The sequence below is a fragment of the Streptomyces sp. VTCC 41912 genome (assembly GCF_045799175.1).
GTDB classification, from domain to species: Bacteria; Actinomycetota; Actinomycetes; order Streptomycetales; family Streptomycetaceae; genus Streptomyces; species Streptomyces albulus_C.
Window position 1 is genome coordinate 53126 of sequence record NZ_JBJMAB010000026.1, and the last position, 14894, is coordinate 68019.

Annotated in this window: 12 protein-coding genes and 1 pseudogene; 7 read left to right on the plus strand and 6 right to left on the minus strand. The window is 72.1% G+C overall.

Translation table 11 applies throughout. The features are described 5' to 3' along the window. Window positions 1-605: 605 nt before the first annotated feature. A pseudogene (locus ACJ6WD_RS28710) lies at window positions 606-818 on the plus strand (hypothetical protein); the annotation flags it as partial. Between the two features lie 39 nt (window positions 819-857). On the opposite strand, the gene mscL reads toward ACJ6WD_RS28710, so the two are convergent. From mscL to ACJ6WD_RS28735, 5 genes are all read right to left on the minus strand, one after another. Further along, window positions 858-1385 (minus strand): large conductance mechanosensitive channel protein MscL, encoded by a 528-nt coding sequence (gene mscL / locus ACJ6WD_RS28715; protein ID WP_233658702.1) that lies wholly within the window; start codon window positions 1383-1385, stop codon window positions 858-860. Between the two features lie 1029 nt (window positions 1386-2414). Next, on the minus strand, window positions 2415-3248 hold the full coding sequence (locus ACJ6WD_RS28720; protein WP_233658701.1) for an S-methyl-5'-thioadenosine phosphorylase: 834 nt from the start codon (window positions 3246-3248) through the stop codon (window positions 2415-2417). Between the two features lie 218 nt (window positions 3249-3466). Then, on the minus strand, window positions 3467-3817 hold the full coding sequence (locus ACJ6WD_RS28725) for an FmdB family zinc ribbon protein (protein ID WP_331250000.1): 351 nt from the start codon (window positions 3815-3817) through the stop codon (window positions 3467-3469). A gap of 136 nt (window positions 3818-3953) precedes the next feature. Continuing rightward, window positions 3954-5240: an MFS transporter gene (locus ACJ6WD_RS28730; RefSeq protein WP_331249999.1), complete on the minus strand. Its 1287-nt coding sequence runs from the start codon at window positions 5238-5240 to the stop codon at window positions 3954-3956. A 343-nt stretch (window positions 5241-5583) separates the two neighbouring features. Continuing rightward, window positions 5584-7143 carry a potassium/proton antiporter gene (locus ACJ6WD_RS28735; protein ID WP_233658922.1) on the minus strand — a complete coding sequence of 520 codons (1560 nt, stop codon included), beginning with the start codon at window positions 7141-7143 and terminating at the stop codon, window positions 5584-5586. A 187-nt stretch (window positions 7144-7330) separates the two neighbouring features. On the opposite strand from ACJ6WD_RS28735, the gene ACJ6WD_RS28740 reads away from it, so the two are divergent. Beyond that, on the plus strand, window positions 7331-10126 hold the full coding sequence (locus tag ACJ6WD_RS28740; protein WP_407616804.1) for a penicillin acylase family protein: 2796 nt from the start codon (window positions 7331-7333) through the stop codon (window positions 10124-10126). 93 nt (window positions 10127-10219) lie between these two features. Here the strand turns inward: ACJ6WD_RS28740 and ACJ6WD_RS28745 are convergent, their stop codons facing one another. Beyond that, window positions 10220-10852 (minus strand): 5-formyltetrahydrofolate cyclo-ligase, encoded by a 633-nt coding sequence (locus ACJ6WD_RS28745; protein WP_267952840.1) that lies wholly within the window; start codon window positions 10850-10852, stop codon window positions 10220-10222. A gap of 80 nt (window positions 10853-10932) precedes the next feature. On the opposite strand from ACJ6WD_RS28745, the gene galU reads away from it, so the two are divergent. The 5 genes from galU to ACJ6WD_RS28770 all read left to right on the plus strand — a co-directional run bounded on the left by galU (window position 10933) and on the right by ACJ6WD_RS28770 (window position 14885). Next, the gene (gene galU, locus ACJ6WD_RS28750) at window positions 10933-11835 is read left to right on the plus strand and encodes a UTP--glucose-1-phosphate uridylyltransferase GalU (RefSeq protein WP_233658696.1); all 903 of its coding nucleotides are present in this window, start codon (window positions 10933-10935) and stop codon (window positions 11833-11835) included. Window positions 11836-11839: 4 nt separating this feature from the next. Beyond that, a complete protein-coding gene (gene glp / locus ACJ6WD_RS28755) occupies window positions 11840-13162 on the plus strand; it encodes a gephyrin-like molybdotransferase Glp (RefSeq protein ID WP_233658695.1) in 1323 nt (440 codons plus the stop codon). Between the two features lie 105 nt (window positions 13163-13267). Beyond that, window positions 13268-13750, plus strand: a complete 483-nt coding sequence (moaC, locus tag ACJ6WD_RS28760; RefSeq protein ID WP_016573203.1) for a cyclic pyranopterin monophosphate synthase MoaC — start codon at window positions 13268-13270, stop codon at window positions 13748-13750. Continuing rightward, window positions 13747-14247 (plus strand): molybdenum cofactor biosynthesis protein B, encoded by a 501-nt coding sequence (locus ACJ6WD_RS28765; protein WP_233658693.1) that lies wholly within the window; start codon window positions 13747-13749, stop codon window positions 14245-14247. The genes moaC and ACJ6WD_RS28765 overlap by 4 nt, the downstream gene beginning before the upstream one ends. Beyond that, a complete protein-coding gene (locus tag ACJ6WD_RS28770; RefSeq protein ID WP_376442694.1) occupies window positions 14244-14885 on the plus strand; it encodes a GNAT family N-acetyltransferase in 642 nt (213 codons plus the stop codon). Before ACJ6WD_RS28765 ends, ACJ6WD_RS28770 begins: the two co-directional genes overlap by 4 nt. The last annotated feature ends 9 nt before the right edge of the window (window positions 14886-14894 follow it).

The following is a 14894-nucleotide window of genomic DNA, read 5'->3' on the forward strand; positions in this document are numbered from 1 at the left end:
CCCACCCCCGCCCCCACCCCCACCCCGTCCCCCTCTCCCTCCCCGGTTCTGCGCGCGGGCGGGCGCGCGGGCGGGGCTGCGCCGAGCACGGTCCGCCCACGCGCCCGCAGGACGCGCACCGGGCCCACCCGATACCCACCCACGAGAACGGCAGCCGGAGCACCTAGGCCCGGCCGTCGCCCCCGCCCACCACCGCCGAACCAGCCACCGACCCACCGGAAGCCGCTGGCCCGGACGGTGCTCAACCGCCCACCGGTTGACCGGACGCCGCCCCGCAGCCACACCGCCCCGCAGCCCCCCGCAGCCCCCCCCGCAGCCACACCACTCCGCAGCTCCGCGGGCCCCGTCAGCTCCGCCGGCCCCCGCCCCGCCGGCCCTCCGCCCGGCCGCCGCAAGCACGGCGTCATCAACGACCCGCTGCGCCGGGCAAGCGCGGTGTCCGCCCGTACCCTGAAGGGGTGAGCACCACGTCCCAGCCCCCCGCCGAGCCCGAGCCGACCGCCCGGGGCGGCCGGGGCGCCCGAACCGGCGACCCGAGCCCGACGCCCGACGCCGTCGTCCCGGCCGAGGCTCCGGAGCCGACCGCGCCCGAAGGGCCCGTCGCCCAGGCCGAGGCCCCCGCGGCGCCGGCCGGCAGCGAGCCCGCCGTCACCGCGCGGCCGGCGCCGAGGAGCGCCGCCGCCCTGATCTTCGACGACCCGTTGAGCCAGCAGTCCTCGGACGACACCGATCGCGGCTGGGGCGAGCGCGCCGCCAGCACGGACAGCGCCGCCGACCTCGCCCGCTTCTTGGACGAGAAGCCGCCCCACCACCTCTGAGCGAGGCGAGGGGGCGGCTTCGGCCGTCCGTAGCGCTCGCTACTGCTGCGTCTGCTGCGTCTGCTGGGTCTTCTGCGTGATGATCGCCGCCGCCGCGGCCGCTCCCGGAGTGGCCGCGGTGCCGTTGCGCTGGGCGATCAGGGCGTCGCGGATCTCGGTGAGCAGCTCGATCTCGGTCGGGGCCGGCGCCGCCGCGTCGTCGGCCGACTTCTTGGCGTCCTGGCGGGCCTTCCACTTGTTCATCGGAAGGATCATGAGGAAGTAGACGACGCCCGCGGTGATCAGGAAGGTCAGCGCCGCACTGAGCACCGAGCCCCACAGGACGTAGATGCCGTCCACGTACAGGCCGGTCTTCTTGTCCACCGAGCACGTGGAGAGGCAGGTCTGGTAGTTGTCGAGGTTCTGCGAGCCGAACGCACCGACGATCGGGTTGATGACGCCCTTGACCACCGCGTTGACGATGCTCGTGAACGCCGCACCGACGACGACCGCCACCGCGAGTTCGATGACGTTGCCGCGCATCAGGAAGTCCTTGAACCCCTGAAGGACGCTCTTGTTCTCGCTCACCTGACAGCCTCTTTCCACGCTTGCTTTGGACGGTGCACCGACAATCAGCACCGCAACTTACGGCAGGGCGGGGCGGAGGTGTCCAATCGCGCAACCCGAACCGGCGATCGACCAGAGCGTCAGTGCGGATTTCCGTACTGGTACGACGGATCCCGGGGACCGGGCCGTGCCGGAGGCGGCTCGTACGGGGCGGCCGGGCGGCCGGGCGGGGACCGGGAGCCACCGGTCGGCGGCGGATCCGGCCGCTCGGCAGGGCCCGTGCGGCGGCGATTGGTGCGGCGGTGCCGATAGCGGCTTCGGTATCGGTGGTGCGGGCACGCCGGCAGGTGCGGCGTGCGGCAGGTGCCCCGCCACTCGCAGAAGTCTCGCGCGCCCGATCGGTGGACGCCACTCGATCTTGCCCCCGCTTCGTCATGGTCATCGCCCCCCTGAGGCCGTCGCGGCGGGGCAGCCGGTGGGCGCGGACGCGGTGCGCGCCGGACCCTGCGACAGGCCGGTGGCCAGTGCTGCGGCGGTCGTTGCCAGGGCGACGGTTAGCAGCCGCCGCCGTGCCGCCCCGTGCCATCGGGTGGGGCCGACACCGCCCGCGCGGACGGGGGCGAAGTGCGGCACTTCACACCGCGGGGGAGCGGGCAGGACCGGGATCGACGGGATCGACGGGTCCGTCGGGATGGTCGGGATCGTCGGGGGTAACGAGACCGTCGCAGCGGTCGCAGCCGTCAGAGGAGTCAGAGGAGTCAGAGGAGTCAGAGGAGTCAGAGGAGTCAGAGGAGCCAGCGGGGTCGGCGGGGTCGGCGAGGCCGGCGGGGAAACGGGCGTCCCGGGCTTCGGAGGGAAGGGCGCGGAGGAGTGGGGCATGGTCGTCACCGCCTGTGGTGCGAAGCGGGACCGGCGTTCGGCCCCGCGCTCACCACCGTGCCGCATGACGCGGCGGCCCGCTCCGGCCTGTGGACGAACCTGCGGTTGTGGACAACTCCGTCACCCGACAGGGGCGTTCGAGCCGTCCCCGCCCCGGCGCTGCTCCCGCGCCTACGGCAGCTCGATGCCCAGGTCCCAGCCCTGGTGCGCGTCGGTGCACCGGCAGGCGCGGTCCTCGTTGGCGGGCAGTGCGGCGACGGTGTCGAAGAGGACCTCGCGGAGCCGGCTGATGTTCTCGCCGAAGACCTTCAGGACCTCCTCGTGGGAGACGCCCTCGCCGGTCTCGGTGCCCGCGTCCAGGTCGGTGACCAGCGTCAACGAGGTGTAGCAGAGGCTCAGTTCGCGGGCCAGGACGGCTTCGGGGTGGCCGGTCATGCCGACCACCGACCAGCCCTGCGCGGCGTGCCAGCGCGACTCGGCGCGGGTGGAGAAGCGCGGGCCCTCGATCACCACGAGGGTGCCGCCGTCGACCGGCTCCCAGTCCCGGCCGCGGGCGGCGCCCAGGGCGGCGACGCGGCCGGTGGCGCAGTACGGGTCCGCGAAGGTGAGGTGGACGACGTTGGGCACGCTGCCGTCCGGAAGCGGTTCGCCGTCGAAGTAGGTCTGGACGCGGGACTTGGTGCGGTCCACGAGTTGATCGGGGACCAGCAGCGTGCCCGGGCCGTACTCGGGGCGCAGCCCGCCGACCGCGCTCGGGCCGAGGACCTGCCGCACGCCGAGGGAGCGCAGGGCCCAGAGGTTGGCGCGGTAGTTGATGCGGTGCGGCGCGAGGTGGTGGCCGCGGCCGTGCCGGGGCAGGAACGCGACCGAGCGGCCGGCGATCTTGCCGAGGAACAGGGAGTCGCTGGGAGGCCCGTAGGGCGTGTCCACAGTGACCTCGGTCACGTCGTCCAGGAAGGAGTAGAAGCCCGACCCGCCGATAACGCCAATCTCCGCCTCAGCCATGCGGTCACACTATCGGGGCGTGGCGGCGGTCCGCTGCCGGGTCACCGGAACCGTCGGAGCCCGCGGGGCCGGGCACGTGGCGCGCTGCTCGGCTCCGGGCCGGAGGGCTCGGTCCGCACGCCCCGGCCGGGATGCGACGGGCCCCGCCGTCCCTGGTGGGGAGGCGGGGCCTGGAGTCCCGTTGCCGGTGGCGTCGCGCGCCGGGCTGCTGCCGCGGGTCAGGCGGCCGAGCCGGAGCTCGCCGGGGTCGACGACTTCGAAGCGCCGTCGGAGGACGAGGACGAAGACGAGGACGAAGTGGAGGGCGTCGACGTCGAGGGGGTGGAGCTGCTCGACGACGAGCCGTTCGACGGCGTCGAGGAGTTGCTGGCGGGGCTGCTGCTGGACGACGAGCCGCGGCTGTCGTTGCGGTAGAAGCCGGAGCCCTTGAAGACGATGCCGACCGCCGAGAACACCTTCTTGAGGCGTCCGTTGCAGCTGGGGCACTCGGTGAGCGCGTCGTCGGTGAACTTCTGCACGGCCTCAAGGCCCTCGCCGCACGCGGTGCACTGGTACTGGTAGGTCGGCACTTGACTTCCTCCTGGCACTCTCACTCATTGAGTGCTAACGACGCTCCATCTTGCAGTATTCCCGCGCGCCAGTCCACCGTGAACGTCGCACGGTGACCGACTCCACGCCGGTGCGCGGACCCGCCAGGGCGCCCGTTCAGGCGTGGCTCAGCTCGCGTTCGCGCTCGTCGGCGGGGGTGCCGGCGGCCTCCGCCGACCCGGTGACGACCGTGGACGTGCGGGGCATCAGATGGGCCCGCAGGCTCAGCAGGACCACCAGGGCCAGCGCGGTGCCGGCCAGCGGCACTAGGAAGCCGGAGCTCGGGCCGAAGCGGTCCGCCAGTTGGCCGGCGGAGGTGGCCGCGGCGGCCTGGCCGAGGGCGACCGCACCGGTCAGCCAGGTGAACGCCTCGGTCCGGGCGGCGGCCGGGACCAGCGACTCGACGAGGGTGTAGCCGGTGATCAGCGCGGGGGCGATGCACAGGCCGACGACCAGGCCGACGGCGCCCAGCAGCGGCAGCGCGGTCACCGCCCACAGCGGGGTGGTGGCCAGGGCCAGCAGCCCGTAGGCGACGAGCAGGCGGCGGCGGGGGCCGATCTTCCAGGCGATGGCGCCGCAGGCGATGCCGGCGAGCATGTTGCCGCCCGCGAAGACCCCGTAGAGCACGCCGTTGAGGCCGGGCTGGCCGATGCTCTCGGTCAGCGCGGTCAGCGAGACCTGCATGCCGCCGAAGACCGAACCGATGCCGAGGAACGCCACGATCAGGACGCGCACGCCGGGGATGGACAGGGCCGAGACGCGGGGGTGGGCGTCGGACCCGCCCCGGTGGACGGGCGGCTGGGTGCGTCGCTGGGAGGCGAACAGCAGACCGCCGGCCAGCGACAGCACGGCCTCGGCGATCAGGCCGGCGGCCGGGTGGATGCCGGTGCACAGCGCGGTGGCCAGGACCGGGCCGACGACGAAGGTGAACTCGTCGGTCACCGACTCGAAGGCGGCGGCGGTGGGCATCAGCGGGGTGCCGCCCAGCTTGGCCGCCCAGCGGGCCCGCACCATCGGGCCGACCTGCGGCGTCGAGGCGCCGGTGGGGACGGCCACGGCGAGCAGCGCCCACAGGGGGGCGTGCGCGAGGGCCAGGACGATCAGTGCCGAGACGCCGGCGACGTGGACCAGGACGCCGGGGATGAGCACGGCGCGCTGGCCGAAGCGGTCGGCGAGCTTGCCGCCCTGCGGGGCGAAGAGCGCCATCGAGACGCCGGTGGCGGCGGAGACCGCGCCGGCGGTGCCGTAGGAGCCGGTGGTGGACTGGACGAGCAGGACGATGCCGATGGTCAGCATGGCGAACGGCTGTCGGGCCAGGAAGCCGGGCAACAGGAAGGTCCACGCGCTGGGCGTGCGCAACAGTTGTCCGTAACCGGGACGGGGGTCCTTGACCGCGGATGCCACGGCCGGGCCTTTCTACTGCCTGGTAGCGCTGCGCCGAGAGGTCGTCCCGGTTGAGCGCCGAGAGCTGTCCTCTCGCGCAGGACCGAGTGATACCGCGTGGTCCGCACCGAAAGGGGTGGCTGCGTGTGGCAGGGGACCGCGGCCGCCGAGCGGTCGCGCCAGCTCTGCGTCAGGCAGAGTTGGTTCGTGATCCGTACAAATTTCTTTCTCGATTGTACAGGCAAAAGGCAAAGAAGCCCTGGGATTAACCAGGGCTTCCCGCGGATTTCCTTGCTATCGGTGGAGAGATAGCGCACATACGACGCTCGGCCGGGCAAGCGGGGCGGGCCCGCCGCCCGTCGGGTCAACCGACCCCGCGTCGCCGTCCGCGCTCCGCCGCCCCTTCCTGGGGGCGCCGTTGCGCACCGGTCCGTTCCGCACCGGTTCCCAGCCAGCCGGCCAGCTTGCCGCCCTGGGACACCGCCTGGAGCCGCCGCTCGGCCGCGTCCCGCACCGGGTCGGTGGCGACCACCAGCAGTTCGTCGCCGTGGCGCAGCACCGTGGTGGGGGACGGCACGAAGCTGGTGCCGTCCCGCACGACGAGGGTGACCGCGGCGCCCGCCGGCATCCGCAGCTCGCCGACCTCCACGCCGTGCATCCGGGAGGTGGGGCCTATCAACGTGGACAGCAGGTGCCCGCGCAGCCGTTCCAGCGGCGCCGACTCGATGCCCAGGTCGGCGGCCTCCTCGCCCTCGCCCAACTGGAGCCGGCGGGCCAGCCACGGCAGCGTCGGGCCCTGGATGAGGGTGTAGACCACGACCAGCACGAAGACGATGTTGAAGACCGTCTCGCTGCCGGGGACGTCGCTCACCATCGGGATGGTGGCCAGCACGATCGGCACCGCGCCGCGCAGCCCGGCCCAGGACAGCAGGGCCTTCTCCTGCCACGGCACCCGGAAGGGCAGCAGCGAGGTGAAGACCGACAGCGGGCGGGCGACCAGCGTGAGGATCATGCCGATGAGCAGCGCCGGCACGATGTCGTCGAGCAGGTTGTGCGGGGTGACCAGCAGGCCGAGCAGGACGAACATGCCGATCTGCCCGATCCAGCCGAGCCCCTCGGCGAAGCCGCGGGTGGCCGGGGCGTGCGGGAGTTTGGCGTTGCCGAGGATGACCGCGGCCAGGTAGACGGCGAGGAAGCCGGAGCCGTGCGCCAGCGCGCCGGCCGCGTACGCGGAGACCGCGATGGCCATCACCGCGATCGGGTAGAGGCCGGAGGCGGGCAGCGCCACGTGCCGCATCCCGTACGCGCCCAGCCAGCCGATGGCCAGGCCGACGGCGGCGCCGATCGCCAGTTCCAGCGCTATCTCGCCGAGCAGTACGTACCAGTGTTCGGCCGGGCCGGCGGTGGAGAAGGCCACGACGAGGATGACCACCGGGGCGTCGTTGAAGCCGGATTCGGCTTCCAGGATGCCGGTCAGCCGGGCCGGCAGCGGCACGCTGCGCAGCACCGAGAAGACCGCCGCGGCGTCCGTGGACGACACCACCGCGCCGATCAGCAGAGCTTGGCGCCATTCGAGGCCGGCGAGGTAGTGCGCGCCGGCCGCGGTGACTCCCACGCTCACCGCGACGCCGAACGTGGACAGCACCGCGGCCCGTGGGAGGGCCGGTTTGATCTCCTTCCACTTGGTGCCCAGGCCGCCTTCGGCGAGGATCACCACCAGTGCGGCGTAGCCGAGGAGTTGGGTCAGTTCGGCGTTGTCGAAGATGACGCCGCCGACGCCGTCCTGCCCTATCGCGATGCCTATCCCCAAGTAGATGAGCAGGCTGGGGAGCCCGCTGCGCGAGGAGAGTCGTACTGCGGCCACCGCGATGAGCAGTACGAGTGAGCAGATCAGCAGGAGTTCGTTGAGGTGTTCGACAGTCAGGAGCTGATCCTTCCACGCGCCTTGGTCGGGATGGGCTGGTTGTCCTTACCGTATCTAGTTACTGACCCTAACAATTTACCATTGCTTGAAAGTTTAATGTGCTCGGTGGTGACTCCGCGTAGGGGTCGGCAAACCGGTGCGCCTATGGTTGCTCCAGCACTCCCACCCTGCCCCTCGAAGGACAGAGATGCCCGCCAACAAGACCGGTCCAGCCCCCAAAAAGAAGAGAGGGCGGCGAGGCCGCCTCGTCGCCCTCACGGTCGTGCTGCTGCTCGTGGCGGGCATCGGCTTCGGCGCGTACTGGGGCGTCAGCACCGTGCGCGCCTCCTTCCCGGAAACCACGGGATCGCTCAAACTTCCGGGCCTGACCGACCCGGTGGACGTCGTCCGTGACGCCAACGGCATTCCGCAGATCTACGCCGACACCGACGAGGACCTCTTCCGGGCCCAGGGCTACGTGCAGGCGCAGGACCGCTTCTGGGAGATGGACGTCCGCCGCCACATGACGGCCGGCCGGCTCTCCGAGATGTTCGGCAAGAGCCAGGTCAAGACGGACGAGTTCCTGCGCACCCTCGGGTGGCACGAGGTGGCGCAGAAGGAATACGACACCAAGCTCTCGGCCAGCACGAAGAAATACCTCCAGGCGTACTCCGCCGGTGTCAACGCCTACCTCAAGGACCACCAGGGTTCGGCGCTCTCCCTGGAGTACGCCGCGCTCGGTTTCACCAACGACTACAAGCCCGCGCCCTGGACCCCGGTCGACTCGGTGGCCTGGCTCAAGGCGATGGCCTGGGACCTGCGCGGCAACATGCAGGAAGAGATCGACCGGTCCCTGATGACCAGTCGGTTCACCCCGCAGCAGATCGCCCAGCTGTACCCGGAGTACCCGTACCAGCGGAACCGGCCGATCGTCGACGGCGGCAGCGTCGACCCGGCCACCAAGGAGTTCGACCCCAAGGGCGACGGCAACACCGGCACGGGTACCGGTGTGGGCACGGGTACGGGAACCGGCACCGGCACGGGGACCGGCACCGGTACGGGCACGGGAACCGGTACGGGCACCGGGACCACGCGCAACGCCACCGCCGGCGTCCAGGCGCAGCTCTCCTCGCTCTCCAAGACCCTCGGACAGGTCCCGGCGCTGCTCGGCCCCAACGGCAACGGCATCGGCTCCAATTCCTGGGTCGTCTCCGGGGAGCACACCACCACCGGCAAGCCGCTGCTCGCCAACGACCCGCACCTGGCTCCGCAGATGCCCTCGCTCTGGTACCAGATGGGCCTGCACTGCCGCACCATCGGCCCCAAGTGCAACTACAACGTGGCCGGCTTCACCTTCTCCGGGATGCCCGGCGTCATAATCGGCCACAACCAGGACATCTCCTGGGGCATGACCAACCTGGGCGCCGACGTCACCGACCTCTACCTGGAGAAGATCAACGCCGACGGCTACCTCTACGACGGCAAGCAGAAGCCGTTCCTCACCCGCCAGGAGACCATCAAGGTCGCCGGCGGCGAGAGCCGCAAGATCACCGTCCGGTCCACCAACAACGGTCCGATCGTCTCCGACCGCGACGACGAGCTGGCCGGCGTCGGCAAGGACGCCCCGGTCACCAACGGCGCCCCCGACCGCGGCGACGGCTACGCCGTCTCCCTGCGCTGGACCGCGCTGACCCCCGGCAAGTCCATGGACGCCGTCTTCGAGCTCAACCGCGCCAAGGACTGGACCAGCTTCCGCAAGGCCGCGGCCGACTTCGAGGTCCCCTCGCAGAACCTCATCTACGCCGACACCAAGGGCAACATCGGCTACCAGGCCCCCGGCACCATCCCGATCCGCGGGAAGGGCGACGGCACCTACCCGGCGCCCGGCTGGGACCCGGCCTACCAGTGGAAGGGCACCATCCCGCAGAGCGCCCTGCCGTACGAGTACAACCCCAAGCGCGGTTTCATCGTCACCGCCAACCAGGCCGTCACCAACGCCAAGTACCCGTTCCTGATCACCAAGGACTGGGGCTACGGCGCCCGCAGCCAGCGGATCACCGACCTGATCGAGTCCAAGATCAAGGACGGCGGCAAGGTCTCCACCGACGACATGCAGTCGTTCCAGAGCGACAACAGCAGCGAGATCGCCCGGCTGCTGACGCCCTACCTGACGAAGATCGACATCAAGGACAAGTACGTCCGCGACGCCCAGCAGCTGCTCAACGGCTGGGACTTCACCCAGGAGCCGGACTCCGCCGCGGCCGCCTACTTCAACGCGGTCTGGCGCAACACCCTCAAGCTCGCCTTCGGCAACAAGATGCCCAAGGAGCTGCGGGTCCAGGGCCAGTGCCTCTACGTCCGCCCGGCCAGCGACACCGGCCCGGCCGACGCCCAGGACAAGCTGGTCCGCGAGTGCGGCGAGCGGTCCGGTGACACCGCCCAGCCCGACGGCGGCGACCGTTGGTACGAGGTCGTCCGGAACATCCTCGACGACCCGAACAACGCCTGGTGGCACACCGAGGACCGGCCCGGCCACCCCGGCCTGAAGAACCGCGACCAGCTCCTCGCCCAGGCCATGAAGGACGCCCGCTACGAGCTGACGTCCAAGCTGGGCAAGAACATCGACAACTGGGCCTGGGGCCGCCTGCACCAGATGGACCTCACCAACCAGACCCTCGGCAAGGAGGGCCCGGGCTTCCTCCAGAGCCTGCTCAACCGCGGGCCGTGGAACCTCGGCGGCGGTGAGGCCGCGGTCGACGCCACCGGTTGGAACGCCGCCGGCGGCTACAAGGTCACCTGGGTCCCGTCCATGCGGATGGTGGTCAACCTCGCCGACCTCGACAAGTCCCGCTGGATCAACCTCACCGGCGCCTCCGGGCACGCCTACGAAGCCCACTACTACGACCAGACCGACAAGTGGGCCAAGGGCGAGCTGCTGCCCTGGGCGTTCAGCGAGGACGCGGTGAAGAAGGCCGGGAAGGACACCCTGACCCTGTCGCCGTAACGGACGGCAGAAGCACCACCGCATCGGGCGGGCCGGACACCTCCGGCCCGCCCGACGGCGTTTCACGTGAAACACCGTCCCGCGGGGCTCCGGTCAGTGCCGGAAGCGGTGCACCCCCGACGGGGTCACCGCGGCGTGCACCCGGCGGTCGTGCGGCTCGGCGGGGACCGCGTCCACCACCTCGTCGTCGTAGAGCAGCACCACCAGCGCCGTCCGCCGGTCGGACCGCTCCAGCCGGGCCAGCACCCGGTCGTAGGAGCCGCCGCCCCGGCCCAGTCGCAGCCCGGTCCGGTCCACCGCCAGCCCCGGCAGCAGCACCACGTCCGCCCCCGTCACCGCCTCCGGAGTCAGCCGCGGTCCGTCCGGCTCCCGCAGCCCCCAGGCGGCGGGCACCAGATGCTCGGGGCCCTCGTATACGGCCCAGTCCAGATCGTTGTCCGGCAGCAGCACCGGGAGCAGCACCCGCACCCCGGCCGTCCGCAGCGCGTCGAGCAGGGCCCGGGTGTCCGGCTCCCCGCCGATCGACACGTACGCGGCAACGGTCGGCGCGGCCGGTGCGGGGCTCTCGGCATCCGCCGCCGGAGCCGCCGCCCGCAACTCGTCCAGCTCCCGCACCCGGCGGGCCAGCGCGGCGCCCCGAGCCGCGACGACATCGGTCGGCAACGCTCTCCTCACCTCCTGGAGATCCCGCCGCAACCTGCGCTTTTCCTCGTGCTCAACGCTCATCGTGGGCCTCGCTCGGGCTCTCATGATCTCTTAACCGGACGCTCATCATCGGTCCGTGCGGGCCGGTTAGGGTGGCGCGCATGACCCCATCGCACGCACGGATCAGCAAGGCTGTCATCCCGGCAGCAGGGCTCGGCACCCGGTTCCTGCCGGCGACCAAGGCCACGCCCAAGGAAATGCTGCCGGTCGTCGACAAGCCCGCCATCCAGTACGTGGTGGAGGAAGCGGCCGGGGCCGGACTCACCGACGTCCTCATGGTGACCGGTCGGAACAAACGCCCGCTGGAAGACCACTTCGACCGCAACTACGAGCTGGAAGAGGCCCTGCACCGCAAGGGCGACGGGTCCCGGCTCGCGAAGGTCCAGGAGTCCAGCGACCTGGCCACCATCCACTACGTCCGCCAGGGCAACCCCAAGGGCCTCGGCCATGCCGTGCTCTGCGCCGCGCCGCACGTCGGCGACCAGCCCTTCGCGGTCCTCCTCGGCGACGACCTCATCGACCCCCGCGACCCCCTGCTGCGCCGGATGATCGAGGTCCGCGAGGAGCACGGGGGATCGGTTATCGCCTTGATGGAGGTGGATCCGGCCAACATCCACCTCTACGGCTGCGCGGCCGCCGCTCCCACCGGAGACGACGACGTGGTCACCGTCTCCGACCTGATCGAGAAGCCCGAGCCGGCCGAGGCGCCCAGCAACCTCGCGATCATCGGCCGCTACATCCTCGACCCGGCCGTCTTCGAGGTGCTGCGCAAGACCGACCCCGGCCGCGGCGGCGAGATCCAGCTCACCGACGCCCTCCAGGTCCTGGCCGCCCACCCCGAACTGGGCGGCCCGGTGCACGGCGTGGTCTTCAAGGGCCGCCGCTATGACACCGGCGACCGCGGTGACTACCTGCGTGCCATTGTCAGACTGGCATGCGAACGTGAGGACCTGGGCCCCGACTTCCGGGCCTGGCTGCGCAGTTACGTCACCGAGGAGATGTAGGACGTTGAACGGCACCACCGATCAGGCCCACCACTCTGACCGCGTCTGGTCGGTGGCCGACCACCTCGACGACATCCTGGCCAAGCTCCAACTGCCGGCCCCGGTCAGCCGGCAACTCCTCGACGCCCAGGGCTGCGTCCTCGCCGAGGACCTCACCGTGCCGCTGCCGCTGCCGCCGTTCGACAACAGCTCCATGGACGGCTACGCGGTCCGCGCCGCCGACGTCGCGGCCGCCACCGAAGGCTCCCCGGTCACCCTCACCGTCATCGGCGACGTCGCCGCCGGCAGCGGGGAACTCCCCACCGTCGAGCCCGGCCACGCCGCCCGCATCATGACCGGCGCCCCGGTGCCGCCCGGCGCCGACGCGGTGGTCCCCGTCGAGTGGACCGACGGCGGCACCGGCCAGGGGCCGGCTGCCACCATGCGCGCCCACAGCCACGCTCCGCAGGACGCCGGCGGCGAGGTCCGGGTGCACCGCCCGGCCGACGCCGGCGCCCACGTCCGCCGGGCCGGCAGCGACGCCCGGACCGGCGAGCCGGCCCTGTCCGCCGGCACTGTCCTCGGCCCCACCCAGCTCGGCCTGCTCGCCGCCCTCGGCCTGGACACCGTCACGGTCCACCGCCGCCCCCGGGTCGTGGTGCTCTCCACCGGCAGCGAACTGGTCCAGCCCGGCGAGCCGTTGGGCCCCGGCCAGATCCACGACTCCAACAGCTTCCAGCTCACCGCCGCCGCCCGCGCGGCCGGCGCGCTCGCCTACCGCGTCGGCGCCGTCGCCGACGACGCGGAGACGCTGCGCGCCACACTGGAGGACCAGTACGCCCGCGCCGACGTCCTGGTCACCAGCGGCGGCGTCAGCGTCGGCGCCTACGACGTGGTCAAGGAGACCCTGGCCGGCCTCGGCACCGACGAGGGCCGGGTCGAGTTCCGCAAGCTCGCCATGCAGCCCGGCAAGCCGCAGGGCTTCGGCCTGATCGGGCCCGACCGCATCCCGCTGCTCGCCCTGCCCGGCAACCCGGTCAGCTCCTACGTCTCCTTCGAACTGTTCGTCCGCCCGGTCATCCGCACGCTCATGGGCCACCCCGAGGTGCACCGCCGCCCCGTCCCCGCCCGCGTCACCGCGTCGCTCGGCTCCTCGCCCCGCGGCAAGCGGCAGTTCCTGCGCGGCGCCCACGACCCGGTGGCCGGCACGGTCACCCCCGTCGGCGGCACCGGCTCCCACCTCATCAAGGCCATGGCGCACGCCGACGCCCTGATCGTCATCCCCGAGGACACCACCGAAGTGCCCGCCGACGCCGTCGTGGACGTCCTCCCGCTCGGTCCCTGCTGACCCGCCCGCCCCGGGCGGGCGGAAGCGGGCGGCCCGTAGCGAATGCCCTTCGGGGCCCAGCGGTACGGTGTCGTCCCACAAGCGGCAGTATGGACCGGGAGAACGATGAGCAGCGGCCAGCAACACCTCACCCACATCGACGCGGCCGGCGCGGCCCGCATGGTCGACGTCTCCGAGAAGGACGTCACCGCCCGCACCGCCCGGGCCCGCGGCCGCGTGCTGGTCGCGCCGCGCGTCGTCGAGCTGTTGCGCGGCGAGGGCGTCCCGAAGGGCGACGCCCTCGCCACCGCCCGCATCGCCGGCATCCTGGGCGCCAAGCGCACCCCGGACCTGATCCCGCTGTGCCACCCGCTGGCGGTCTCCGGCGTCACCGTGGACCTCGTGGTCGCCGACGACGCCGTCGAGATCACCGCGACGGTCAAGACCACCGACCGCACCGGCGTCGAGATGGAGGCGCTGACCGCGGTCTCGGTCGCCGCGCTCACCGTCGTCGACATGGTCAAGGCGGTCGACAAGGCCGCGGTCATCTCCGACATCCGCGTCGAGGAGAAGACCGGCGGCAAGTCCGGCGACTGGCGGCGGCCGTGAACCCCGCCCGCGCCCTGGTCGTCACCGCCTCCAACCGCGCCGCCGCCGGCGTCTACGCGGACAAGGGCGGCCCGCTGCTCGCCGAGGGCCTGACCGCCATGGGCTTCGCCGTCGACGGCCCCCAGGTGGTGCCCGACGGCGACCCGGTGGAGGCCGCCCTGCGCGCCGCCGTCGCCGCCGGCTACGACGTCGTCCTCACCACCGGCGGCACCGGCATCTCGCCCACCGACCGCACCCCCGAGGCCACCCGCCGGGTCCTCGACTACGACGTCCCCGGCATCCCGGAGGCGATCCGCGCCGCCGGCCGCGCCAAGGTCCCCACCGCGGCACTCTCCCGCGGCCTGGCGGGCGTCGCCGGCCGCACCCTGATCGTCAACCTCCCCGGCTCGACCGGCGGCGTGCGCGACGGCCTGGCCGTGCTCGCCGAGATCCTCCCGCACGCCGCCGACCAGATCCGCGGCGGCGACCACCCCAGACCTTCCGGGAGCCCCAGCTGAACACGCCCTGGCCGGTGGTCCTGACGGACGGAGACGTTTCCCTCCGCCCCATAAAGCTGCGCGACCAACGCCCCTGGCGCGAGGTCAACCGCCGCAACCGCGACTGGCTGCGCCCCTGGGAGGCGACGGTCCCGCCGCCCCCGCCGGGCGTCCCGGTGCCGCACCGCCCCACCTTCCGGCAGATGATCCGTCACCTCAGGGCCGAGGCGCACGCCGGTCGGATGCTGCCGTTCGTCGTCGAATACCGCGGTCGCCTCGTCGGACAACTCACCGTCGCCGGCATCACCTGGGGCTCGATGTGCTCGGGCCATATCGGTTACTGGGTCGACCAGGAAGTCGCCGGCCGCGGGGTCATGCCGACCGCCGTGGCGCTCGCCGTCGACCACTGTTTCCGCAGCGTCGGACTGCACCGCATCGAAGTCTGCATTCGGCCGGAAAACATCCCCAGCCGACGTGTGGTGGAGAAACTCGGCTTCCGCGAGGAGGGTCTCCGCCCGCGCTACCTCCACATCGACGGTGCCTGGCGTGACCACGCGGTCTTCGCGCTGACCGCGGAGGAAGTGCCGGAAGGGCTCCTCGCCCGCTGGCGGAGCCAGCGACCCGGCACATCCGGCCGCCCCGACGCATCCCACAAATGAAAAACCTGT

Coding starts and splice junctions, on each gene's coding strand:
- ACJ6WD_RS28720 (WP_233658701.1), bottom strand. CDS start 3,248: ATGGCTGAGGCGGAGATTGGCGTTATCGGCGGGTCGGGCTTCTACTCC.
- ACJ6WD_RS28740 (WP_407616804.1), top strand. CDS start 7,331: ATGCCCGCCAACAAGACCGGTCCAGCCCCCAAAAAGAAGAGAGGGCGG.
- ACJ6WD_RS28745 (WP_267952840.1), bottom strand. CDS start 10,852: ATGAGCGTTGAGCACGAGGAAAAGCGCAGGTTGCGGCGGGATCTCCAG.
- galU (WP_233658696.1), top strand. CDS start 10,933: ATGACCCCATCGCACGCACGGATCAGCAAGGCTGTCATCCCGGCAGCA.
- moaC (WP_016573203.1), top strand. CDS start 13,268: ATGAGCAGCGGCCAGCAACACCTCACCCACATCGACGCGGCCGGCGCG.